Genomic DNA, 21,539 nt, shown 5'->3' on the forward strand with positions numbered 1-21,539 from the left:
TTCAGGCTTCAGAACCTACAGGCGACCACTGACAATCCGTGCCGTGAGGGCCGGTCCGGGGACCTACCAGCTGGTCTTCCAGTACAGCTCCCACATCGTCATCATGGTCGCCGGGTCGATGACCTTCTCGAGACCGGCGATCTCCTCGTTCGCGGCCACGTACTGCTTGCCCTGCCACAGCGGCACCAGCCGCGCGTCGTCCACGAAGATCTGCTGGGCGTCCTCGATCTCCGGGCCCACGGCCCCGCGGTCGCTCTCCGCGCGCGATTCCGGCAGCAGCCGGCCGGTGATCTCAGGGGCCTCGTACGGGGTGCCGAGTGCGTTCTGCTGGCCCACGAAGGGCGCGATGAAGTTGTCGGCGTCGTGGAAGTCGGGGAACCAGCCGCGCCCGAACACCGGGTACTCGCCCTTCTGGTAGCCCTCGACGTAGGTCTTCCACGGGCGGCTCTTCAGGGTGATCGTGAAGAGGCCCGAGGCCTCCAGCTGCCGCTTCAGCTCCTGGAAGGCCGGCTTGGTCGTCGAGCCGTAGCGGTCGCTGGTGTACCACAGGGTCAGCGGGACGCGCTCGGTGATCCCGGCTGTCCTGAGGAACCGCTTGGCCTTGGACACGCTGGGGTCTCCGAAGTCGTCGAAGAAGCCCGTGGTGTGGCCGGTGAGTCCGGCCGGGACCATCGAGTACAGCGGCTCGACGGTGTCCTTGTAGACGTAGTGCACGAGCGCCGGACGGTCGACGATCTGGGCGACGGCCTTGCGGACCGCGGGCTTCGCGGACCACGGGTCGCTGGGGTTGAACACCAGGTAACTGATCTCCGTGGTGGGGTTCTCCACCAGCTGGAGCCCTTCCTTCTGCTGGTTGACCTCGATGTCCACGGTGTCGGAGGCGCCGAGACCGCGGTACACGACCGAGATCTCCTTGTTCTTGAGTGCCTTGACCAGTTGGTCCGACTGCGGGAAGTAGCGGATGGTGACGGCGTTGTTCTTGAGGTCCGCTATGCCCTTGTAGTTGTCGTTGCGGACCAGCTCGGCCTTCTTGCCCTCCTGGTAGGAGTCGAGGCTGTAGGGCCCCGAGCCGCTGATCTTCCCGTCCTTGCGGATCGCGTTCGCGGAGTACTCGTCGGGGTCCACGATCGACATGGCCGGCGTGGTGAGCACCAGGGGGAAGGTGGCGTCGGGCTGGCTGAGATGGAAGACGACCTCGCGGTCACCCTTCGTCTGCACCCGGGAGAGCGTTCCGAGCAGGCCCGCGGGGCCGCCGTTGACGTTGATCTTCTTGATCCGGTCGAACGAGTACTTGACGGCCTTGGCGTCCAGCGTGTGCCCGTTGGAGAACTTCAGCCCCTCGCGCAGTGTGCAGCTGTACACGGTGCTCGACGTGTCCGTGAACTGGCAGCTTTCGGCGGCGTCGGGTTCGGGGTCGGATCCACCGGGGCTGTAGTTCAGGAGCGTCTGGTAGACGTTTCGGAACAGCTCCCAGGAGTTGTCCCAGGAGGCCGCGGGGTCCAGCGTGGCCGGGGCACTGGTGGTTCCCACGACGATCGCCTTGTCGTCGCCGGCGGAGCCCGAGGAGAACACGCCGCATCCGGCCACCGTGGAAATGGACACGAGAGCCGCGAGCGGCGGCAGGTATCGGTTCCGCATGAACACGCGCTACTCCTCGAATGCCGTGCCGAAAGTCGGCAAAACATACCGCAGCGCCGGGCTCGCCGAACCGTTCCGTCACGGACTCCTTGATCATCAAGCCTGTGATGCCGCTGTCATCCGGCTATGAGGCTTTTTGTACGTCGACACGGGCGCCGTCACTGTCAACGGACGCCCGTGCCGTGGCGAGGAAGATCAGCCCACGCCGGCGTTGAGGAAGATGCCGCCGTCGACGACGAGTGTCTGACCGGTGACCCAGTCGGACTGCGACGAGGTGAGGAAGGCCGCGGCCCCGCCGATGTCGGAGGGCACGCCGAGCCGGGCCAGCGGGTAGGACGCGGCGGCCTCCGCCTCGCGCCCCTCGTACAGGGCCGAGGCGAACTTCGTCTTCACGACGGCCGGGGCGATCGCGTTGACCCGCACCCCCGGCGCGAACTCGTGCGCGAGCTGCTGGGTGAGGTTGATCAGCGCCGCCTTGCTGACGCCGTACGCGGCGATGAAGGGCGAGGGCGCGATGCCCGCGACGGAGGCGATGTTGACGATCGCGCCGCCGTTGTCCTTCTGCCAGGCGTGCCAGGTCTTCTGCGCGAAGCCGAGCGCGGAGATCACATTGGTCTCGAAGACCTTGCGCGCCACGTTGAGGTCGAGGTCGGCGATCGGCCCGAACACCGGGTTGGTACCGGCGTTGTTGACCAGGTAGTCGACGCGGCCGAAGGCCTCCATGGCGCGCTCGACGGCGGTGACCTGGTGGGCCTCGTCGTGCGCCTTGCCCGCGACGTAGAGGGCACGCTCGGCGCCGAGCTGCTCGACGGCCCCCTTGAGGGTGTCCTCGGTGCGGCCGGTGATGACCACCCGGTCACCGCGTGCGACGAACGCCTCGGCGATGCCGTAACCGATACCGCGGCTGGCGCCCGTGATGAGCGCGACCTTGCCCGAAAGCTCGGGGAGTTGCGAAGTCATGGTCCCGTTTCCCTAGTCGAGCGGTCCGCCGGCGACGTACAGCACCTGGCCCGAGACGAATCCGGCTGCCTCGCCCGTGAAGAAGGCGATGGCGTTGGCGATGTCGTCGGGCTCACCCACGCGCGCGACCGGGATCTGGGTGGCGGCGGCGGCCTTGAACTCCTCGAAGCCCATGCCGACGCGTTCGGCGGTGGCGGCGGTCATGTCGGTGGCGATGAAGCCGGGGGCGACGGCGTTGGCGGTGATGCCGAACTTGCCGAGCTCGATGGCGAGGGTCTTGGTGAAGCCCTGCAGACCGGCCTTGGCGGCGGAGTAGTTGGCCTGGCCCCGGTTGCCCAGCGCGGACGAGGAGGACAGGTTGACGATGCGGCCGAATCCCGCGTCGACCATGTGCTTCTGGATGGCCTTGGACATCAGGAAGGAGCCGCGCAGGTGCACGTTCAGGACGGTGTCCCAGTCGGACACGCTCATCTTGAACAGCAGGTTGTCGCGGAGCACGCCCGCGTTGTTGACGAGGATGGTCGGCGCGCCGAGCTCGTCGACCACGCGCGCGATGGCGGCCTGCACCTGGGTCTCGTCCGAGACGTCCGCACCGACCGCGATCGCCCGGCCGCCGGCCGCGGTGATCTTCTCCACGGTGTCCTTGCAGGCCGCCTCGTCGAGGTCGATCACGGCGACCGCGCGGCCCTCGGCCGCCAGTCGTACGGCGGTGGCGGCGCCGATGCCGCGCGCGGCACCGGTGACGACCGCTACGCGCTGCTCTGTGCTGGACATTCTGGTTCTCCTCGCCCTTGAGAAATCGCCCTGGGAAATCGCCCTGCGAAGGTATGGCCCGGTTGGTGAGCGACCGCTTAGTACCTTCGACAGACGTGACGCTAGAAGCCGTGGCACGCGGTGTCAACGTCACCCGGGCCAGGTGTGATCCATTACCTCACCAACAGGTCGAGCAGACGCTCCGGTTCGGCGCCCGGATCAAGGGTGAGCCCGGTGTGCACCGGGCCCGGCTGAACGACGGTGGAGCGGGGTGCGATCAGCCAGCGGAAGCGCCGTCCGGCGTCGTCGCGGGTGGCCTGTCCGGCCGCCTCACCACCGGCGCAGACCCCTTCGACGGCCTGGAGGGCGGCCCGGACACCGGCCACGTCGGCGTCCGGGTCGAGTGCCCGCAGCCGGGACTCGTCGAGATGGGTGCGCACCCCGACGTAGGCCTTGGCGCGGCAGTACACGAGCACCCCGGCGTTGATGCACTCGCCGCGTTCGACGCGGGGCACCACCCGCAGCAGGGCGTACTCGTAGACCTCGCGGTCGTCGGTGCGGCCGCCCCTGATGATGTGGCGCTCGGTCACTGGATCCCCTCGATCCGTTCGTGGACGACGCTCGCGCGTGCGAGCAGGGGGCGCGCATAGGTTCGCCGGAGTTCGTCAGGCGACCCGAAGCCGGGCTCGTCGGCCAGCCAGACGTCCGGGATCTCCGCGGTGACCTCGGCGAGCAGGTCCTCGGTGACCTGCGGGGCCAGCTCGGCGGCGGCCGCGGCCACATCCGGCGTGAACGGCCTCAGGACGTGGTCCGAGGCGTCGTAGGGGCGGGCGGCGGACTTCTCCGCGCCGGGCCAGTTGTGCTGCCAGATCATGCTCGCGCCGTGGTCGATGAGCCATACCTCGCCCCGCCATCTGAGCAGGTTGGGGTTGCGCCAGGAGCGGTCGACGTTGTTGATCAGCGCGTCGAACCAGACGATCCGCCCGGCCTCCCGGGCGCCGACCGAGAACGCCAGCGGGTCGAAGCCGAGGGCGCCGGAGAGGAAGTCCATGCCGAGGTTGGTGCCGCCGCTGGACTTGAGCAGTTCCTGCACCCGCTCGTCGGGTTCGCCGAGCCCGAGGTCCGGGTCGAGGTCGAGCGTCACGAGCCGTGGCACCCGGAAGCCGAGCCGCCGGGCGAGTTCCCCGGCCACCACCTCGGCGACCAGCGTCTTACGGCCCTGTCCCGCGCCGGTGAACTTGAGGACGTACGTCCCGTGGTCGTCGGCCTCGACGAGCCCCGGCAGCGAGCCGCCCTCACGCAGGGGCGTGACGTAGCGGGTCACGATGGCTTCCTTGAGCATCGCCCCAGGTTACTGGCCGGAAGGGGGGCCGACAGCGAAGCGACAGCTCTGGCTTACACGGCTCTGATCTCGAACACGTTTAGATCTCGACATCGTCTGAACAACCCGCGTCGGGCGACCGTACCCCTGGACAGCTGCACCACGTCCGCGTTGGAAGGAATGTCAGCATGACCAGCGAACTGCCCCATCCCGTTCCGGCTCCTGCTCGTCGTACCGTCGTGGCGGCGGTGGGCGCGGCGGGACTCGCCGTCGCGCTGACCGCGTGCGGATCGGGCGACGACTCGTCCGACTCCTCCTCCAGCACCCAGGCGGGTGCGAACGCGAGCGGCGGAGGTTCGAGTTCCAGCTCCGGCAGCGGCTCCGGCGGCACCGTCCTGGCGAAGACCTCCGACATCCCCGAGGGTGGTGGGACGATCTTCAAGGACCAGGGTGTCGTGGTCACCCAGCCGACGGCGGGCACCTACAAGGCGTTCTCGTCCAAGTGCACGCACGCGGGCTGCGCGGTGGGCAGCGTGGCCAACGGTGTCATCCACTGTCCGTGCCACAACAGCGAGTTCTCGGTCGAGGACGGCAGCGTCAAGAAGGGTCCCGCGACCCAGGCGCTGCCGGCCGAGCAGATCACCGTGAGCGGGGACTCGATCACGCTGGCGTGACCCGGGGCCGCCGGGCCCGCTCGAAGCCGGCCAGCACCTCGTCGGTGGTCACGATCGTGGCGACCAGGGCGAGGGTGTGGCGGACCATGGCGGGGGTGTAGTCGGCGGGCACCCCCGCGATGGCGTCGCCGGGCACGACGACGGTGTAGCCGCGGTTCACGGCGTCGAAGACGGCGTTCGGGATCGCCACGTTGGCCGAGACCCCGGTCACGACCAGCGTGCGGCAGCCCAGGTTGCGCAGCAGCGCGTCCGTCTCGGTGCCCTGGATCGGGGACAGCCCGTGGAGTCGTCGTACGACGAGGTCCTCCTCGGCGACCTCGATCGGGGCGGCCACCCGCACCGCGGCGGTCCCGGTCAGCTGTTGGACCGGCAGGCGTTCGGCGGCGTGGAAGAGGCGGGCGTTGTGGTTGGCGCCGCGTCCGTCGGGGCGGCGTTCGGCGATCGCGTGGATGACCTGTACCCCGCTCTCGCGGGCGGCGGCGACCAGCCGCGCGATGTTGGCGAGGGCGCCCGAGTCCCGTGCCTCGCGGGCGAGTTCGGGCAGGGCACTGTCCGGTCCGACGACGCCCTGCTGGCACTCGACGGTGAGCAGGACGGTGTTACCGAAAGGGAGGAGTTCGCTGAGTTGTTCGTACGACGGCATGGTGCCCCCTCGTCGCCGGCGGCCCGGAGCCGGTGACAGTAGCCACCATTGCGTGGGGACGGAAGACCGCCCATTCTTTTCTGACGTGATGTCAGAGGATCTCCTCTGACACGACGTGAGACAAGAGGGGGATGTATGACCGTCACTCAGCGCCGGGGCCGGAAGATCATGATGACGCCGGGCGAGCTGGACGAGTTCCTCACCAGCCAGCGCACATGCCGGGTCGCCACCGTCTCCGCCGACGGCGCCCCGCACGTGAGCACGCTGTGGTTCGCCTGGGACGGCGCGTCGATATGGCTGTACTCCGTCGTGCGCAGCAAGCGCTGGACGGACCTGCGCCGCGACCCGCGGGTCGCGATCGTGGTCGACACCGGTGAGGAGTACGACGACCTGCAGGGCGTGGAACTGTCCGGAGCCGTGGACTTCGTGGGCGAGGCACCACGCACCGGTGAGCTGTACGCCGAACTCGACGTCCCCGAGACGCTGTTCGCCCGCAAGAACTTCCGTCTGGAGGAGATGCCGCACGACGGCCGGCATGCCTGGATACGGCTGACCCCCGAGAAGATCGTCTCCTGGGACTTCCGCAAGCTGGGCTCGGCCTGACGGGGACGGCCCGCTCGGACGGGCCCGACTCAGGCGGCCCGACTCAAGCGGCCTTCTCCGCCGCCGACTTGAGCGCCTGCACCGCCGCCCGGATCGACGGGCGGCGGTCGGCGTCGGCGCGCCACACGGCGTAGATGTGCCGGCTGACCGACTGCCGTACGGGCACGGCCCGCACTCCGTCCGGGAGCGGTCCGCGCCCCAGCCGGGGCGCCACACACACCCCCAGCCCCGCGGCGACCAGGGCGAGTTGGGTCGGATGCTCCTCCGCACGGTGCGAGACGCGGGGTTCGACGCCCTTGGAGCGCAGGGTGTGCATCAGCCACTCGTGGCAGAACTCGTTCTCACCCCAGGTGACCCAGTCGTCGTCGGCGAACTCCTCCAGATCGACCTCGCTCCGGTGCGCGTGCCGGTGGGTCGCGGGCATCGCCACGTCGGCTGTGTCGTCGACGATCGACGCCTTCACCAGCCCGTCGGGCAGGGGCAACGGCTTGTTGTACCAGTCCAGGACGACCGCGAGATCGTGATCGCCGCGGAGCACGGCGAGGAGTGCGGCCTCGGGCTCCATCTCGCGCGAGCTGATCCGCAGGCCCGGATGCTGTGTGCGCAGCCCCGACAGCGCGGCCGGGAACAGCCCGCGCGCGGCCGTCGGGAACGCGGACAGACGCAACTCCCCCACCACCTGGCCGCGTTGGGCCTCCAGGTCGGACTGGGCGAGCTCGACCTGGGACAGGATGCGGGCGGCGTGCTCGGCCAGCAGGCGGCCCGCGTCGGTGAGCCGCACACCCCGGCCGTTCTTGGCGAGGAGCTGCTGGCCGACCTCCCGCTCCAGCTTGGACATCTGCTGCGAGACGGCCGACGTCGTGATGTGCATCCCCTCGGCGGCACCGCTGACGGAGCCGTGCCTGGCGAGGGCGTCGAGGGTGCGCAGGCGCTCCAGGTTCAACATGTAAGCAACCCTACGACATATCTCGCTCGAAAACTCGCTTGTGCTAAGAGATCGTGTACCGGATCGTGGTCGGCATGACCACTGCGACCGTCACCGAAGCCCCGGTCCGGGCTGTCCGCCGCCCCGCCCTGGACTGGCGTCTGCGCTTCGGCGTGCTCTCGCTGATCTGGGGGTTCAGCTTTCTGCTGATCAAAGTGGGCACGGAGGGGTACGCACCCTTCCAGGTCACGCTCGGGCGGCTGCTGTTCGGGACGCTGGTGCTCGCGGCGGCGATGGCGGTGAAACGGGAGCGACCCCCACGCGGGGTGCGCACCTGGGGCCATCTGGCGGTCGCGGGGTTCCTGTTGAACGCACTGCCGTTCTCCCTCTTCGCCTACGCGGAGTTGACCATTCCGTCCACGCTGGCGGGGATCTGCAATGCGACCTCGCCGTTGTGGGGGATGGCGTTGTCCATGGTCGCCCTGTCCGAGGACCGGCCCACGCGCGTACGGGTCGCGGGGCTCGGGCTCGGGTTTGTGGGGGTGCTGACGGTTCTCGGCGCGTGGCAGGGCTTCAGCGGCCTGGACGGCAGGGGGACGGTGATGGCCCTGCTGGCCTCACTCAGCTATCCGATCGGGTGGATCTACGTCCGCCGGACCCTCGCGGGTGTGGGCCACTCCCACATATCCCTGACGGGCGCGCAGTTGCTACTGGCCACGGTTCAACTGGCCGTCGCCACCGCGCTGTTCAGCGGGGTACCGACGCATGTCGACGCGCTGCCCCTGCTCGCCGTCGCGACTCTGGGTGCCCTCGGGACGGGAGTGGCCCTGCTGATCCAGTACGGCTTGGTCGCGGAGGTCGGGCCGACGACCGCCCAGATGGTCACCTACTTCATTCCGGTGATCGCCACAGGCGCGGGGGTCGCCGTGCTGGGTGAGTCGTTGAGCTGGTCAACGCCGGTGGGAGCGGTGGTCGTTCTCGCCGGGGCGGCGCTCACGCAGATACGGCGGGGCGCCAGACGCAACGGATCGCGGACGGCCGGCGGACGCGGGTCCAGCGGGCGCGGATCCGACAGGCCCGGGTCCGACAGGGCCGGTCGCGCCCACGCGGCGGAGTCGCGCGTCGAGGCGGCCCCGCACCCATGAACAGGTTCGCCCCTCCCGACATGGGATTCCCGGTCGGCTCCCTACACGTGATTCCTGGTCGGCGCCGGGCCCAACGCCCTGGCGACGGCGTCCGCCAGAGCAACGGCCTCCTCGGCGGTCAAGGTCGCCACGGTCACCCTGATCCCCTGCGGGGCACCCATCCTGAAGCGGGCACCCGGGGCCACCGCCCAGCCCGCGTGGAGCAGACGGGCCACCGCTCCGGTCTCGTCCGGGACCGGGATCCACACGTTGAGTCCGCTGCGGCCGTGGGCCGCGACCCCGCGCACCGCCAGCGCGTCGATCAGCTGATCGCGGCGCCTGCGGTAGGCCGCCGCCACCTCCGCCGTGTCCGGTGAACCCTCGGCCCACAGGTGCGCCACCGCCCGCTGGGTGAGGAGGCTGACCCAGCCGGGGCCCAGTCGGTGGCGGCCTCCGACCCGGTCGACCGTGACCTCGTCGCCGGTGAGGACGGCCAGGCGCAGATCGGGCCCGTAGGCCTTGGCGACCGAGCGGACGAAGGCCCAGTGCCGGGTGACGCCGGCCAGCGGGTGCAGGGGGAGGTCCACGATGCCGTGGCCGTGGTCGTCCTCGATCAGGAGGGTGTCCGGGTGGTCCCCGAGTACGGCGCGCAGGGCACGCGCGCGCGTGGCCGTCACCGAGGCTCCGGTCGGGTTCTGGGCGCGGTCGGTGACGATCAGGGCGCGCGCGCCGGACGTCAGGGCGCGACGCACATCGTCCACCGGTGGGCCCTCTTCGTCCACGCCCACCGGGGCCATGCGCAGGCCCAGCGCCGGGACCAGGTCGAGGAGGCTGCCCCAGCCGGGGTCCTCCACCGCGATGGTGTCGCCCGGTTTGAGGTGGGCCGCCAGTACGCGCTCGATCACGTCCAGGGAGCCGGAGGCGACGGTGAGGGGGCCGTCGGGAACGCCGTCCGCGTCCAGCGCCCGGCGTGCGAGGCGCGCCAGCTCCGGGTCCACGGTCGACTCGCCGTACAGCACGGGCTCCCGGTCGCCCCGCTCGGCGGCCGCGGCGAACGCGGGGGCCAGCTTGGGGAGCAGCGCCGGGTCCGGGTTGCCGTTCGCCACGTTCCGCACACCGTCCGGGACCGCCACCCGGATGTACTCGCGTCCCGTGGTCGCCGGTTTCGACCGCACCCGACTGCCTCGTCGCCCGGCGGTCTCGATGACTCCGCGCTCACGCAGGGTGCGGTACGCGGCCGCGACCGTGTTGGGATTCACGCTGAGCTCGACCGCCAACTCCCGCATGGGTGGCAGCAGTTGACCCGGTTCAAGCTCTCCGGTGCCCACCGCGCGCTCGACGCTCGCCGCAATCTCCGCTGCGCGTCGACCTTCGATCAGATATCCTTCTAGCACAAAGCCTATTATGCACTAGCGCAATGGAGACCGCAATGCAGGGGACCACCGCGACCACGCCGGAGCCGACCGCCTACGCGCCGACCGACCGCACCGTCCCGACGCGCTCCCCCGAACGGGCCTCGTACGACAGGGAACTGGTGCACTCGATACTCGACGAGGGCTACGTCTGCCACCTCGGCTTCGTCCGCGACGGTGCCCCGGTGGTGCTCCCCACGCTCTACGGCCGGGTCGGCGAGCGGCTCTACGTCCACGGCTCGACCGGTTCGCGCCCGCTGCGGATGACGGGCAAGGCCGACCCCGGGTTGCAGGTGTGTCTGACGGTCACGCATGTCGACGCGCTGATCCTGGCCCGCTCGGCCTTCCACCACTCGATCAACTACCGGTCCGTGGTGGTGCACGGACTCGCGTACGACGTCACGGACCCCGAGGAGAAGCGCCGCGCCCTCGACGCGCTGGTCGACCATGTGATCCCGGGGCGTGCGCTCGACTCCCGGCCGGCCAACAAGAAGGAACTCGCCGCCACCGCCGTCATCCGCCTCGACCTCGACGAGGTCTCCGCCAAGCTCCGCACCGGCGGGGTCAACGACGAGCCCGAGGACCTCGCCCTCCCCCACTGGGCCGGCGTGGTCCCGCTGCGCAAGGGCTACGGCGCCCCGGTCGCCGACGGCGAGTTGGCCGCGGGCACCGAAATCCCCGGCTACCTGGCGAGCCTGTGATGCTGATCCATCCCTGGGACGCGGCCCGCGACGACGCCGAGTGGCAACAGTGGCTCGCCGTCCACGACTTCGGGCAGCTCGCGGTCAACGGCCCGGCGGGCGAGCCGCCGTTCGTCCAGCCGCTGCACTTCGCCTACGACCCCGGGCTCGGACTCGGACTCGGTGAGGTCGTCACGCATCTCGCGCGGCCCAACCCGCTCTGGGACGCCGTGGAGGCGAACTCGGAGGTGGTGCTGAGCGTGGTCGACGACTACGCCTTCGTCCCGGGCCCCTGGCAGGCCGACCCGGACGTCCCGCCCGAGTGCGGGGTGCCCACGAGCTTCTATGCGGCCGTCCAACTCCGTTGCCGCGCCCATCTGGTGGACGATCCGGCCGAGAAGGCCGCGCTGCTCAACCGCCAGGTCGGCCACTTCCAGCCGGAGGGCGGCACCGCGGAGGTGGCGGCGGGTGAGGTGCCGTTCGGTCGGCAGCTGTCGGGGATCCGCGGGCTGCGGCTCGAAGTGACCGGCGTGCGGGCGAAGTTCAAGTACGCCGGCAAGCGGACCCTGGAGGTGCAGGACCGGATCGCGGGAAAGCTGGCCGACCGGGACGCTCCGGGGGACGCGGCGGCGCGTGAGCATCTGTTGCGACGTCAACGCGCCTGAGCTGAGGGGCCCTTCACAGAGAGGGGCCCCTCAGCCCGTCACGCATGTACGCGCGCCTCGGTCACCGCGAGCCCGGCGACCGCGCCCAGCATCAGCAGGGTGCCGACGAGGGTGGTCGCGGTGAGGTGTTCGCCGAAGAGCACGACAGCCAGGACCGCCGCGCTCACCGGTTCGAGCAGCATGATCACGGAGACGGTGGTGGAGCGGACGACCGCGGCCGCCGCGAAGTAGAGGGCGTAGGCGAGAGCCGTGGGGAAGGTCGCGAGGTAGGCCAACAGGACGAGAAGCAGGGCGGGTTGGGCGGTGTGCGGAACCAGTCCCTCGGCCGACGCGAAGGGCAGCAGACAGACGCTGGTGACCGCGAACACCCCGAGGGACGTGCCGGAGGACCCGGCCCGGGCGGCGCGCGTGATCAGGGTCATCACACAGCAGCCGGCCGCCGAGAGCAGGCCGAGGAGTACGCCCTGGAGCCGTACGGACGCCTCCGCGCCGCCGAGCATCAGCACGCCGAGTCCGGCGAGTGCGCCGGTGACGGCGACGACTCCGCTCCGCCCGAGCCGCTCCCCCAGGGCCACGCGTGCCCCGAGTGCGATGAGGACGGGGCCGGCGCCGAGGGTGACGACGGTGGCCACGGCGAGGCCGGTGGACCGTACGGAGGCGAAGTACGCGGTCTGGAACACCGCGAGCGCCAGGCCCGAGGCGCCGACGCGCAGCACCCTGCGGCCTGCCGGCTCCGAGGCGGCCGTACGCGCGCGTGGCCGTACGGCACGGACGCCGAGCAGGACCACGAGCCCGGCCGCGCAGCGCCAGAAGGAGAGAGCCACCGGGCCCAGGTCACTGGTGCGGTAGGTCAGAGAGGCGACCGCTCCCGCGGTGCCCCAGGTGGTACCGGCGACGATCAGGTAGACGAGGCCTCGCCCGATGGGCAGGCCTGAAGAAGTATGCGACACGTGTTCTCTCCGCAGACGCGCCGAAGCGCGAAGGTTCGGAAGGGGACACCCGCTCGGTCGCGGGGTCCGCGGACTTCGTCTGCGGGCAGCACCGTTGAGCCCGGCGACAGGCCGGGCGTGATCTCCGGAAGACCCGCCTCAGACGGCCGGCGGAGAAACGATGAGGACGCGTGTGTGCATGACGCGGAGCCTAGTCCAGGACGGCCGGGTGAAGTCCACTGCAATTCGGCAGCGTGACGGCCCATCCGGCGGGGCGCTCAGACAGCGGTCTTCCGGGCGGCGAGCAGCCCTTCTGCGCCGCCGGTCGCGATCGGGTCCGCGGAGCCCTTGGCCGGGGTGGAGGACTGGGCGATGAAGGCGCCCAGGAGGACCACCGCACCGCCCACGATCTGCGGTGCCGAGAGGTGTTCGCCGAGCAGCACCCAGGCGAGGACCGTCGCGACGACCGCTTCGAGGCAGGCCACGACTCCGGCGATCGCCGGTGAGAGCCTGCGCACCGAGACCACGCCGGTGACATAGGCGAGGACGGTGGCGACGAGCACGATCCAGCCGAGCAGCAGCCCGGCCGCGACCGGGGTGCCGTCCATGTCGGCCCGCTGCGTGAGAACGGAGAAGTCCATGCTCCACGGGCGGGCCACGACCGTCAGCACGGCAGTGCCGACGAGGAGGCCGTACGCGATCACGCCGAGCGGGTCGGGGGCATCGCCGGAGTCACTGCCCTGGTCGGACAGGACGAAGTAGCCGACCTGGCAGCAGGCGGCGCCGAGCGCGAGGAGCAGTCCGACGGCGTCGAAGCTCAGACCTGTCCAGACCTCGACGACACAGGCGAGGCCGCCCACCGCGAGGACCACGCCGAGCGCGGCGGCGCGGGTCACCGGCCGCTGCTGCACGAACCGCACCCAGCCGAGCACCAGCGCGGGCGCGAGGTATTCGACGAGCAGGGCCACGCCGACCGGGATGCGGGATATCGACGCGAAGTAGAAGGCCTGCACACCGGCCACGCCCAGCAGGCCGAACCCGGCGAGCAGAGCGGGTCGGCGGCGCAGCAGCGAGCGGTGGCGCACGGCGAGCGGCAGCATCAGCAGGGCCGCGCCCGCAACCCGCAGCCACACCACGTCGAGCGGGTCGAGCCCTGCCTCGATCAATGGTTTGGCCGCGACCCCGGATCCGCCGAAGGCGAGCGCGGACACCAGCGCCAGACCGAGCCCGACTCCCTTGCCGCCACCGACGCTGCTGCTCTCAGACGTATGCACCGGCCCATGATGACAGGGGAAGACATGAGCGTCACCCCGGTTGACTCCTGTCTCAGCGGCTGGACCCGCCCCCCGCCGCGCGGACCCTCAGGGTGCGCGGTGCGGCGGTCCGCTCCGCAGGCCTCACGGCCGGTGGCCCTCGAGCCGCGCGAACACGCCCCCGGCGTCGATACCGGCGCGGGTCAGCACTTCCACGGCCCGGGACCCGGGGTCGACCAGGATCGCCGCCAGCAGGTCGATCCCCCGGACGCGTCCGCCGTGGCGGGGCTCGGCGCGGGCGCAGGCGTACTCCATCGCGCCCGCGGCAAGCGGAGAGAAACCCTCGGCCGCCGTCACCACGGGGACGGGAACGGAGTCCTCCACGGTCCCCTGCCAGCGCAGTCCGTAGCCGATGCTGCGCTGCACGAGATAGCCGAGCAGTCGGGGCAACTGGGGCTCCGCCTCGAAGACGGCGTACGCCTCGGCGTCGGCGTCCAGGAGCGAGTGCAGCAGATGAGCCGTGTCGATCTGCCGGTCCCCGTCCCGGAGCGCGCGCCTGCGGGCACCGGACACCACCGCGGCCAGTTCCGCGCTGAGCCTGGCATCGCCGTCCGGGCCGACGGCCGACGGCGGACCGCCCTGTTCGCGGACGGACTGCCGGGGGATTCGGGGGTGCACGTGTCCCACCCCATCAGTCCCACCGAATCGAGTCATCCCCGAAGGGAAGCATCTTCGGGTCCCACGCTGAGCGGACCCCGGGAGCCGGAATCTCCTCCCTGGGGATGAGATCACGCCTCCTCGCCCTGGTCGGCGCGCGCCGCCTTGCCGTGCGCCCCTTGCGCAACCGCAGTGCTGCGGCACTCGTCCCACACAGGCATGGAGAGCAGGAGTTGGCTGGTGGAGCTGCCGGCCGTGGACGGCAAGCAGTATGTGTACCGGGTGTACGCCCCGGAGGACGCGCTGCTCGCCGACCTGTTCTGGGAGGCGTGGCACCGCCACGACGAGAGTGCGTTCCCGCGCGCGTGGGACCTGTTCGACGCGGCGGTGATACGGGAGGTCGGCTGAGGCGGGTCGGCCGTCCCGGGCGATCGGGTTGCCTGGACGGGCGGGTCGCCCAGGCGGGTTCACACTTCCTGACGGCTCATCAGTATTGAATGTTGCGACCCCTGCGGCTACTTTCCGCGACATCACAGCCCGACACGAAGAGGTGGCCGCATGGCGGAAATCAGCGCGGAGGCACGTGTCCAGGCACCTGCGGAGAAGGTCTGGGCACAGCTCACGGACTGGTCCTCGTACGGGGAGTGGAACGCGACCCACACCAGCTTCCCCAAGGGTGGCCCGACGGTTCTCGAAGTGGGCGGGACCTTCCAGGAGAACATGAAGCTGATGGGCTTCCCCGCCGAGGTCGAGTGGACCATCGACCAGGTGGAGCCGGCCCGGCTGTTCGCCATCCGGGGCAAGGGCCCGATGGCGGTGAGCGTCGCCACGCGCTACACCCTGGCCCCCGACGGCGACGCCACCACCGTCCGCATCGACGGCGAGTTCACGGGCGCGGCCGTGTCCCTGATGGCGGGCAAGCTGAAGGACTCGGGGACCGCTGCCCTGAACGAGTCGCTGCGGAAGCTGGCCGGACTGGTGGAGTGAGCGCGGCGGCACACATACAGGCGCCCCGCGGATCGCTCCACGGGGCGCCTGTCGATCGCCGTACGACTGTCAGTCCTCGTCGGCGAGGATCAGGTACAGCTTCTTGCGGGCCTCGTTGATGACGGCCACGGCCTTGTCGCGCTGTTCCTTGTTGCCGGTCTTCCAGACCTGGCCGAAGGCTTCCATCAGACCGAACCCGGCCTGCCGGATCTCGCCGAGCGCCTCGAAGTCGATGCCGCGGGAGGCTTCCTCCCAGGGTGCGTCGGGCCCCTCGTCGGCCGCGGTGCGGCCGGAATCGGTGAGCGCGAACAGCTTCTTGCCGCCCTCGCTCTCACTGGCGATCAGCCCCTCGTCCTCCAGCATCTGGAGGGTGGGGTACACCGAGCCGGGGCTGGGCTTCCACGCCCCGCCGCTGCGCTCGGCGATCTCCTGGATCATCTCGTAACCGTGCATGGGCCGGTCCTTGAGCAGGGCCAGGATCGAGGCGCGTACGTCACCGCGCCGCGCCCTCCCCCTGGGTCCGCCCCGCCCCCTCGGCCCCCAGGGCCCGGGGCCGAACCCCGGGCCACCGAAGCCGGGGCCACCGGGACCGCCCGGGCCAAAAGGCCCGAAGGCGCCACGCAGGCCCTCGAAGCCACCTCGGCCCTGACGACCGGCACCACCGTGTCCACGCTCGAATCCATGGGAACGCATCGCAATCACTCCATTCCATCGTTGATCTGTCGCGATGCCTCAACGATATATCGGAAGTGTTCGCTCGGCAAGCCCCTTCAGACGAGGACCGCAGCCGGCTGTCCGCCGTCCGCAATCCAGGTACGTGCCGGCGGACCAACCCAGCCGTCCGGATTCCTGCCCGGCAGACCTGGTCATGTGAGGTGCGCGCGCTGCGGCGTCGGCAGCAACGGAGCGCGCAGGCGCGGCGAGCCGGCACGGGCGTTTTTGTTGCGGTCGCCGGATGGCCGCCCGGGATGAGAACGGCGTACGCGCACGGGTGCTGGAGACGGCGGTACGCCCTGCACCCGCACGGGCCCGTCCGGAGTCGTGGTCATGTGACCGGAAACCGGAAAAAGGGTTGGACGGGCGATGCTCGAACTTGTAGGTTGCCGTCGACCGCGGCACCGCCCAGGGAGGTGAGACCCATGAACGCTGTATCGATGTGGGTGCTCCCCCTTCCCGTCACGGTCGGGCGATCGACGTAGGTCCCGCCGGGAGCGCCTCCCCAACAGGCACTCCCGAAAGGCACCACCCATGAGCTCTCCGCAGTTCACCGCCGAACCGTCGTCGAGCGATTCGGCCGAGCGCGACGCCACCTCGGGCGTCCCCCAACCCCGGCCGCGGGCCTCCGGCGCCGACCGCGCGACCCCCGTGTTCGACGTGATCATCGCCGGGTGCGGGCCGACCGGCGCGATGCTGGCCGCGGAACTACGGCTGCACGATGTGCGGGTACTCGTCCTGGAGAAGGAAACCGAGCCCGTGTCGTTCGTCCGCATCGTCGGTCTGCACATTCGCAGCCTCGAACTGATGGCCATGCGCGGGCTGCTTGACCGCCTTCGCGAACACGGACGACAGCGTCCGGCCGCCGGGTTCTTCGCCGCCATCGACAAACCCGCACCCAAGGGCCTGGATTCCGCGCACGCCTATCTGCTGGGCATCCCGCAGCAGGTGATCGAACGCCTCCTCGAAGAGCATGTGATCCAACTGGGTGCGCAGGTCCGGCGCGGTTGCGCGGTGGCCGGTTTCACGCAGGACGACGGGGGTGTGACCGTCGAGTTGGCCGACGGGGAACGGCTGCGTTCGCGCTTTCTCGTCGGCTGTGACGGCGCGCGCAGTACGGTCCGCAAACTGCTCGGCGTCGGTTTCCCCGGCGAGCCCTCGCGGACCGAGACGCTGATGGGCGAGATGGAAGTGGGTGTGCCGCGGGAGGAGATCGCCGCCAAGGTGACCGAGATCGGCCGGACCCAACAGCGTTTCTGGCTCAGGCCCGTCGGCACGGGGGTCTACAGCGTCGTCGTCCCCGCCGCGGGCGTCGGCGACCGCGCGGAACCGCCCACCCTTGAGGACTTCAAAGAACAGCTGCGCACCGTCGCCGGAACCGATTTCGGCGTGCACTCCCCGCGCTGGTTGTCCCGCTTCGGCGATGCCACCCGCCTGGCCGAACGGTATCGGGTCGGGCGGGTGCTGCTGGCCGGCGATGCCGCACACATCCATCCGCCCACCGGCGGACAGGGCCTCAACCTGGGCGTTCAGGACGCCTTCAACCTCGGCTGGAAACTGGCCGCACAGATCCGCGGCTGGGCGCCGGAAACGCTCCTGGACACCTACCAGACCGAACGCCGTCCGGTCGCCGAAGACGTGCTGGACAACACCCGCGCCCAGATGGAACTGCACTCCCCCGAACCGGGCCCACGAGCCGTGCGCAGGCTGCTCACCGAACTCATGGACTTCGACGAGGTGAACCGCCGTCTGATCGAGAAGATCACCGCGATCGACATCCGCTACGACTTCGGTACCGGCCCCGACCTGCTCGGCCGCCGCTTGCGCGACATCGACGTGAAGCAGGGCAGCCTCTACGGTCTGCTGCACCGCGGCCGCGGCATGCTGCTGGACCGCACCGGACACCTGGCCGTCGGCGGCTGGTCGGACCGGGTCGACCATCTCGCGGACCCCACCGCGGCACTGGACGTTCCGTGCGTCCTGCTACGCCCCGACGGCCACGTCGCCTGGATCGGCGACGATCAGCAGGACCTGGACGACCAACTCGCCCGCTGGTTCGGCACGCCCACCGACCCCGACCCCGACGCCGTTCCGTCGGGTGGCTTCCGGCGAGCGCCGCACTGAGGATGCCGGACGAAGGCCACGCCTTGGTCGTACACGGCCGTGCACGGTGCGGGTGCTGGCGTACGGCACATCCGTAGGACCGGCTTGTCCGTCGGGCTGTGGCTCGATGTCGCTCGGGCTCGCCGGTCGTGACGCTCGGGCAGGTGACGGAAGGCCCTCCGGCGAGCGCCCGGCCGGCGTCAGTCGTTCAGGGCGGCGCGCACGGTGGTGGCCATCAGATGGATGGCCTCCTTCCCAGCCGGTGCCGGACCCGTGTGGGTGAAGTAGTGGTCGACACCCTCGAAGGTGCGATGGGTGACCGGGACACCGGCGGCCTCCAGTGCCTTGGCGTAGGCGTCCCCCTCGTCGCGCAGACGGTCGTTCTCCGCGGTGACGACCAGGGCGGGAGGCAGTCCCGTGAGGTCGTCGGCGAGGGCGGGCGAGACGAGGGGGTGGGCGCGGTCGGCGGGATCGGGGACGTAGGCGGCCGTGAAGATCCGCATGAGCGTGGGGGTGAGCAACGGCTTGGCGATGAGGGACCGCTTCGTGGCCGGGTCGGCGACCTGGTCGAAGGGCCCGGAGTCGAGGATCTGGAGCCGGGGCGAAAAGGTTCCGCGCTCCCTGGCCAGGCGGCAGACCGCGGCGGTCAGGCTGGCGCCGGCGCTGTGTCCGCCCACGGCGAGGCGTGAGCCGTCCCAGCCGCCCGCGGCGCCGTTCTCGACGACCCACGCGGTGACGTCGTAGGCCTGGGTGACGGGGACGGGGAACTGCCGCTGCGGGGCGACGGAGTAGTCAACGTTGATCACGACACAGCCGGCCGTGGCAGCTATGTAGCGGCAGATGTGGTCGTCCTGCTCGGGCCGGGCGATCACGAACCCGCCCCCGTGGAAGTTGACGTACACGGGGGCCGGGTCGCCGGTGGTGGCCGGCGGGCGGTAGACGGTGCACGTCACCGGACCGGCGCCGGTCTCCACCCGGAGGGTCTCGGTGTGGGCCGGGACATCGGTGAAGTGCAGGTCCTTGTGGACGCGGGACATCACGCGGCCGAGCAGGAGCTGGATCCCTCTGGCCTTGATTCTGGGGCTGAGCGGCATGCGGGGCACCTATCAGTACAAGGTTAAAGTAACAGGTTTCCTGATAATGAACGCTCTCCACTCGTCGCGCAATGGGCGCGGTGCCACTCCGTCGTGAGCACCTCTCCTGCGGGGCCGACCACCGTCGCCGCGGGCCCTCGGTCTCAACCGAACCCCCGGAACGACCCCCGCCCGGATCGGGCCCACGTGGGCACCCCGGCCCACGTGGGCACCCCGATGCGGTGCGCTCCCGTTCCACGACGGCCGCGTTCCGCTCGCGGCCGACACCGCCGACCTCACACGGGACGAAAAGCCTCAGGCGGTCGGCGTCTGCGGTCAACGGCCAGCAGCCGTCGGTCAGCGGCTCCAGAACGCCCGTAGGCGCCGTCGGCAGGTTCTCGGGGCAGGTGCACCCTTCGGCCGCCTCCCCCGCGACGCGGAGTGCGGATTCACCAGGACGTCGGTGTCCGCAGACCGAGGGCCATCGCGACCCGTGCCGATCCGGGACGCGGACGCCTCGCGCCCGACGCCCGATGCGTCGGAAAGCAGGTCCATCCCCCCGGGATTGGCCTTGTTCCGGAGTCAGGATCAGGCCGTACCGTCGCTGCCATGCGCATCCGAATCGTCGACGCCTTCACCGACCGCCCCTTCGCCGGCAACCCCGCGGGGGTCCTGCTCCTGGACGACGTCTTCCCGGACGACGACCGGCTCCAGAACATCGCCCTGGAGGTCAACCACGCCGAGACGGCCTTCGCCCACCGGCTCCCCGCGGGCGGAGACGCCGACTGGGCGTTGCGCTGGTTCACGCCCGCGACCGAAGTGAACATGTGCGGCCACGCGACGCTCGCCACCGCTCACGTCCTGCACAGCACCGGCGCCCACGAGGGCCCTGTGCGGTTCGCCACCCGCAGTGGTGTGCTCACCGCGACACCGGGCGAGGACGGCTCGATCACCCTGGACTTCCCGACCGCCCCGCTGACCCCGGTCGACCTGCCCGAGGGGGTCTCCGAGGCGCTCGGCGCCGAGCCGCTCACCGCCTTCGACACCGGCCCGAACATCGGCGACCTGCTGCTCGAACTCGTCGACGAGAAGACCGTCCACGCGCTGAACCCCGACCACAAGGCGCTGACCGCCCACTCCGCGCGCGGCGTCATCGCCACCGCCCGCGCCGAGAACCCGGCGCTGGGCTACGACTTCGTCTCGCGCTGCTTCTTCCCGAACGTCGGCATCGACGAGGACCCGGTCACCGGCAGCGCGCACACCGCCCTGGCTCCGTACTGGTCCGAGCGCCTCGGCCGTACGGCACTCACCGGACTGCAGGCATCGCCCCGCTCCGGCCGGGTCCACACCGAACTCCGGGGCGAGCGAACCCTGTTGACGGGCCGCGCGGTCACCGTCATCGAGGGCGAGCTGCTGGCGTGGTGAAAGGCCCTCACGCCGTCGGCAGCCAGCCGACCTTCCCCGCGAGCAGCGCGTATCCCACGAACGCCCCGATGTCGAGCAGGGAATGCGCCACCACCAGGGGACCCACCCGCCCCCACCGCCGGTACAGGTAGACGAAGACGACGCCCATGACCATGTTGCCGATGAAGCCGCCGACGCCCTGGTAGAGGTGGTAGCTGCCGCGCAGTACGGAACTGGCCACCAGCGCGGTGCCCGGGGTCCAGCCCAACTGGTTCAGCCGGCGCAGCAGATAGCCGACGACGATCACCTCTTCGAGGATCGCGTTCTGCATCGCCGAGAGGATCAGCACGGGGTACTTCCACCACACGTCGGGCAGCGCCTCGGGCACCACGGTGAGGTTGAAGCCGAGACCGCGTGCGGCCAGGTAGAAGGCGATTCCGGTGCTGCCGATGACGGCCGCGATCCCGGCCCCGCGAGCGAGGTCGGGCCCCGGCCGGGTGCGGTCGAAGCCGAGGGTCCGCAGGCTCCCGCCCTCGCGCAGCAGGAGGTGCGCGACCAGCAGCACGGGCACCAGGGACGACGTGATCCCGAAAAGCTGCCAGGCAAGATCCAGCCAGGGGCGGCCGGGCGCGGCCGAGGCGTTGAGGGTCGCCGCCTGGTCCTTGAGGCCTCCTGGTCTGGTGACCGATCCGACAAAACTGATCAGTGCGGACACACCGCTCGCACCGAGCGAAAGCCCCAGCACGAGCAGCGTCTCGTCACGGAAGAACCTCCGTGAGAGCGCCTTCTGCGGAAAAGAATCGGCCACCGCACCTGCCTCCGCCTGCACTCCTGCCTCCAGTTGAGTAATCCCGTCTCATCCCCATCGCCACCCCGCTAGGGTCCTTCGAAAGAACATACGAAGATCGTGAGAAATTACGAAAATCGTGCGCGACAAGCCGTCGGGGGGACGGACGCCGTACGGGGGCGTACCTCCCTCCTTCCTGCCCGATACGGCTGTCCAGGCACGGGGAGTCGACAG

At 70.5% G+C, this 21,539-nt stretch carries 23 protein-coding genes; 9 read left to right on the top strand and 14 right to left on the bottom strand.

The window, feature by feature from the left end; translation table 11 throughout:
- Nucleotides 1–63: 63 nt before the first annotated feature.
- From OHT57_RS08515 to OHT57_RS08535, 5 genes are all read right to left on the bottom strand, one after another.
- Complete coding sequence (locus tag OHT57_RS08515; RefSeq protein WP_328745461.1) at nt 64–1,644, bottom strand: ABC transporter substrate-binding protein; 1,581 nt, start codon at nt 1,642–1,644, stop codon at nt 64–66.
- A 189-nt stretch (nt 1,645–1,833) separates the two neighbouring features.
- Nucleotides 1,834–2,598, bottom strand: a complete 765-nt coding sequence (locus OHT57_RS08520; protein WP_328745462.1) for an SDR family oxidoreductase — start codon at nt 2,596–2,598, stop codon at nt 1,834–1,836.
- A gap of 12 nt (nt 2,599–2,610) precedes the next feature.
- Nucleotides 2,611–3,372 carry a 3-oxoacyl-ACP reductase FabG gene (gene fabG / locus OHT57_RS08525; RefSeq protein ID WP_328745463.1) on the bottom strand — a complete coding sequence of 254 codons (762 nt, stop codon included), beginning with the start codon at nt 3,370–3,372 and terminating at the stop codon, nt 2,611–2,613.
- A gap of 152 nt (nt 3,373–3,524) precedes the next feature.
- Nucleotides 3,525–3,941, bottom strand: coding sequence for a DUF3037 domain-containing protein (locus tag OHT57_RS08530; protein ID WP_328745464.1), 417 nt, complete (start codon nt 3,939–3,941; stop codon nt 3,525–3,527).
- Nucleotides 3,938–4,693: a HipA family kinase gene (locus tag OHT57_RS08535; RefSeq protein ID WP_328745465.1), complete on the bottom strand. Its 756-nt coding sequence runs from the start codon at nt 4,691–4,693 to the stop codon at nt 3,938–3,940. Before OHT57_RS08535 ends, OHT57_RS08530 begins: the two co-directional genes overlap by 4 nt.
- A gap of 167 nt (nt 4,694–4,860) precedes the next feature.
- On the opposite strand from OHT57_RS08535, the gene OHT57_RS08540 reads away from it, so the two are divergent.
- Nucleotides 4,861–5,346, top strand: coding sequence for a Rieske (2Fe-2S) protein (locus OHT57_RS08540; protein WP_328745466.1), 486 nt, complete (start codon nt 4,861–4,863; stop codon nt 5,344–5,346).
- Here OHT57_RS08540 and OHT57_RS08545 read toward each other — a convergent pair.
- On the bottom strand, nt 5,333–5,989 hold the full coding sequence (locus tag OHT57_RS08545) for a cysteine hydrolase (protein WP_328745467.1): 657 nt from the start codon (nt 5,987–5,989) through the stop codon (nt 5,333–5,335). The two genes, OHT57_RS08540 and OHT57_RS08545, sit on opposite strands and share 14 nt — an antisense overlap.
- A gap of 135 nt (nt 5,990–6,124) precedes the next feature.
- On the opposite strand from OHT57_RS08545, the gene OHT57_RS08550 reads away from it, so the two are divergent.
- Nucleotides 6,125–6,592: a pyridoxamine 5'-phosphate oxidase family protein gene (locus OHT57_RS08550; RefSeq protein ID WP_328745468.1), complete on the top strand. Its 468-nt coding sequence runs from the start codon at nt 6,125–6,127 to the stop codon at nt 6,590–6,592.
- A 43-nt stretch (nt 6,593–6,635) separates the two neighbouring features.
- Here the strand turns inward: OHT57_RS08550 and OHT57_RS08555 are convergent, their stop codons facing one another.
- Nucleotides 6,636–7,538: a LysR family transcriptional regulator gene (locus tag OHT57_RS08555; RefSeq protein ID WP_328745469.1), complete on the bottom strand. Its 903-nt coding sequence runs from the start codon at nt 7,536–7,538 to the stop codon at nt 6,636–6,638.
- Nucleotides 7,539–7,612: 74 nt separating this feature from the next.
- On the opposite strand from OHT57_RS08555, the gene OHT57_RS08560 reads away from it, so the two are divergent.
- Nucleotides 7,613–8,662 (top strand): DMT family transporter, encoded by a 1,050-nt coding sequence (locus OHT57_RS08560; RefSeq protein WP_328745470.1) that lies wholly within the window; start codon nt 7,613–7,615, stop codon nt 8,660–8,662.
- A 41-nt stretch (nt 8,663–8,703) separates the two neighbouring features.
- Here OHT57_RS08560 and OHT57_RS08565 read toward each other — a convergent pair whose 3' ends face one another.
- Nucleotides 8,704–10,035 carry an aminotransferase class I/II-fold pyridoxal phosphate-dependent enzyme gene (locus tag OHT57_RS08565; RefSeq protein WP_328745471.1) on the bottom strand — a complete coding sequence of 444 codons (1,332 nt, stop codon included), beginning with the start codon at nt 10,033–10,035 and terminating at the stop codon, nt 8,704–8,706.
- A gap of 35 nt (nt 10,036–10,070) precedes the next feature.
- Here OHT57_RS08565 and OHT57_RS08570 point away from each other — a divergent pair, with 35 nt between their 5' ends.
- Nucleotides 10,071–10,754, top strand: coding sequence for a pyridoxamine 5'-phosphate oxidase family protein (locus tag OHT57_RS08570; protein WP_328745472.1), 684 nt, complete (start codon nt 10,071–10,073; stop codon nt 10,752–10,754).
- Nucleotides 10,754–11,398: an FMN-binding negative transcriptional regulator gene (locus OHT57_RS08575; protein WP_328745473.1), complete on the top strand. Its 645-nt coding sequence runs from the start codon at nt 10,754–10,756 to the stop codon at nt 11,396–11,398. The genes OHT57_RS08570 and OHT57_RS08575 overlap by 1 nt, the downstream gene beginning before the upstream one ends.
- Nucleotides 11,399–11,436: 38 nt before the next feature.
- Here the strand turns inward: OHT57_RS08575 and OHT57_RS08580 are convergent, their stop codons facing one another.
- The 3 genes from OHT57_RS08580 to OHT57_RS08590 all read right to left on the bottom strand — a co-directional run bounded on the left by OHT57_RS08580 (nt 11,437) and on the right by OHT57_RS08590 (nt 14,258).
- A complete protein-coding gene (locus OHT57_RS08580) occupies nt 11,437–12,348 on the bottom strand; it encodes a DMT family transporter (RefSeq protein WP_328745474.1) in 912 nt (303 codons plus the stop codon).
- 257 nt (nt 12,349–12,605) lie between these two features.
- The gene (locus OHT57_RS08585; RefSeq protein WP_328745475.1) at nt 12,606–13,601 is read right to left on the bottom strand and encodes an EamA family transporter; all 996 of its coding nucleotides are present in this window, start codon (nt 13,599–13,601) and stop codon (nt 12,606–12,608) included.
- Between the two features lie 123 nt (nt 13,602–13,724).
- Entirely contained in the window at nt 13,725–14,258 is a 534-nt protein-coding gene (locus OHT57_RS08590; RefSeq protein ID WP_328745477.1) for a Clp protease N-terminal domain-containing protein, read from the bottom strand.
- Nucleotides 14,259–14,456: 198 nt separating this feature from the next.
- Here OHT57_RS08590 and OHT57_RS08595 point away from each other — a divergent pair, with 198 nt between their 5' ends.
- Nucleotides 14,457–14,645, top strand: a complete 189-nt coding sequence (locus OHT57_RS08595) for a hypothetical protein (protein WP_328745478.1) — start codon at nt 14,457–14,459, stop codon at nt 14,643–14,645.
- A 150-nt stretch (nt 14,646–14,795) separates the two neighbouring features.
- Complete coding sequence (locus OHT57_RS08600) at nt 14,796–15,224, top strand: type II toxin-antitoxin system Rv0910 family toxin (RefSeq protein WP_328745479.1); 429 nt, start codon at nt 14,796–14,798, stop codon at nt 15,222–15,224.
- A gap of 69 nt (nt 15,225–15,293) precedes the next feature.
- On the opposite strand, the gene OHT57_RS08605 is transcribed toward OHT57_RS08600, so the two are convergent.
- Entirely contained in the window at nt 15,294–15,917 is a 624-nt protein-coding gene (locus OHT57_RS08605) for a PadR family transcriptional regulator (RefSeq protein ID WP_328745480.1), read from the bottom strand.
- Nucleotides 15,918–16,472: 555 nt separating this feature from the next.
- On the opposite strand from OHT57_RS08605, the gene rox reads away from it, so the two are divergent.
- A complete protein-coding gene (gene rox, locus OHT57_RS08610; RefSeq protein WP_328745481.1) occupies nt 16,473–18,062 on the top strand; it encodes a rifampin monooxygenase in 1,590 nt (529 codons plus the stop codon).
- 179 nt (nt 18,063–18,241) lie between these two features.
- Here rox and OHT57_RS08615 read toward each other — a convergent pair whose 3' ends face one another.
- Nucleotides 18,242–19,135, bottom strand: coding sequence for an alpha/beta hydrolase (locus OHT57_RS08615; protein ID WP_328745482.1), 894 nt, complete (start codon nt 19,133–19,135; stop codon nt 18,242–18,244).
- Nucleotides 19,136–19,723: 588 nt separating this feature from the next.
- On the opposite strand from OHT57_RS08615, the gene OHT57_RS08620 reads away from it, so the two are divergent.
- The gene (locus OHT57_RS08620) at nt 19,724–20,539 is read left to right on the top strand and encodes a PhzF family phenazine biosynthesis protein (RefSeq protein WP_328745483.1); all 816 of its coding nucleotides are present in this window, start codon (nt 19,724–19,726) and stop codon (nt 20,537–20,539) included.
- 7 nt (nt 20,540–20,546) lie between these two features.
- Here the strand turns inward: OHT57_RS08620 and OHT57_RS08625 are convergent, their stop codons facing one another.
- A complete protein-coding gene (locus OHT57_RS08625) occupies nt 20,547–21,347 on the bottom strand; it encodes a CPBP family intramembrane glutamic endopeptidase (protein WP_328745484.1) in 801 nt (266 codons plus the stop codon).
- Between the last annotated feature and the right edge of the window lie 192 nt (nt 21,348–21,539).

The organism is Streptomyces sp. NBC_00285 (assembly GCF_036174265.1).
GTDB lineage: Bacteria > Actinomycetota > Actinomycetes > Streptomycetales > Streptomycetaceae > Streptomyces.

Excerpts from the sequence above, each read along its gene's own strand:
- OHT57_RS08520 (WP_328745462.1), bottom strand. The coding sequence starts at position 2,598 with ATGACTTCGCAACTCCCCGAGCTTTCGGGCAAGGTCGCGCTCATCACG.
- fabG (WP_328745463.1), bottom strand. The coding sequence starts at position 3,372 with ATGTCCAGCACAGAGCAGCGCGTAGCGGTCGTCACCGGTGCCGCGCGC.
- OHT57_RS08535 (WP_328745465.1), bottom strand. The coding sequence starts at position 4,693 with ATGCTCAAGGAAGCCATCGTGACCCGCTACGTCACGCCCCTGCGTGAG.
- OHT57_RS08540 (WP_328745466.1), top strand. The coding sequence starts at position 4,861 with ATGACCAGCGAACTGCCCCATCCCGTTCCGGCTCCTGCTCGTCGTACC.
- OHT57_RS08545 (WP_328745467.1), bottom strand. The coding sequence starts at position 5,989 with ATGCCGTCGTACGAACAACTCAGCGAACTCCTCCCTTTCGGTAACACC.
- OHT57_RS08550 (WP_328745468.1), top strand. The coding sequence starts at position 6,125 with ATGACCGTCACTCAGCGCCGGGGCCGGAAGATCATGATGACGCCGGGC.
- OHT57_RS08555 (WP_328745469.1), bottom strand. The coding sequence starts at position 7,538 with ATGTTGAACCTGGAGCGCCTGCGCACCCTCGACGCCCTCGCCAGGCAC.
- OHT57_RS08560 (WP_328745470.1), top strand. The coding sequence starts at position 7,613 with ATGACCACTGCGACCGTCACCGAAGCCCCGGTCCGGGCTGTCCGCCGC.
- OHT57_RS08570 (WP_328745472.1), top strand. The coding sequence starts at position 10,071 with ATGCAGGGGACCACCGCGACCACGCCGGAGCCGACCGCCTACGCGCCG.
- OHT57_RS08575 (WP_328745473.1), top strand. The coding sequence starts at position 10,754 with ATGCTGATCCATCCCTGGGACGCGGCCCGCGACGACGCCGAGTGGCAA.
- OHT57_RS08595 (WP_328745478.1), top strand. The coding sequence starts at position 14,457 with ATGGAGAGCAGGAGTTGGCTGGTGGAGCTGCCGGCCGTGGACGGCAAG.
- OHT57_RS08600 (WP_328745479.1), top strand. The coding sequence starts at position 14,796 with ATGGCGGAAATCAGCGCGGAGGCACGTGTCCAGGCACCTGCGGAGAAG.
- OHT57_RS08605 (WP_328745480.1), bottom strand. The coding sequence starts at position 15,917 with ATGCGTTCCCATGGATTCGAGCGTGGACACGGTGGTGCCGGTCGTCAG.
- rox (WP_328745481.1), top strand. The coding sequence starts at position 16,473 with ATGAGCTCTCCGCAGTTCACCGCCGAACCGTCGTCGAGCGATTCGGCC.
- OHT57_RS08615 (WP_328745482.1), bottom strand. The coding sequence starts at position 19,135 with ATGCCGCTCAGCCCCAGAATCAAGGCCAGAGGGATCCAGCTCCTGCTC.
- OHT57_RS08620 (WP_328745483.1), top strand. The coding sequence starts at position 19,724 with ATGCGCATCCGAATCGTCGACGCCTTCACCGACCGCCCCTTCGCCGGC.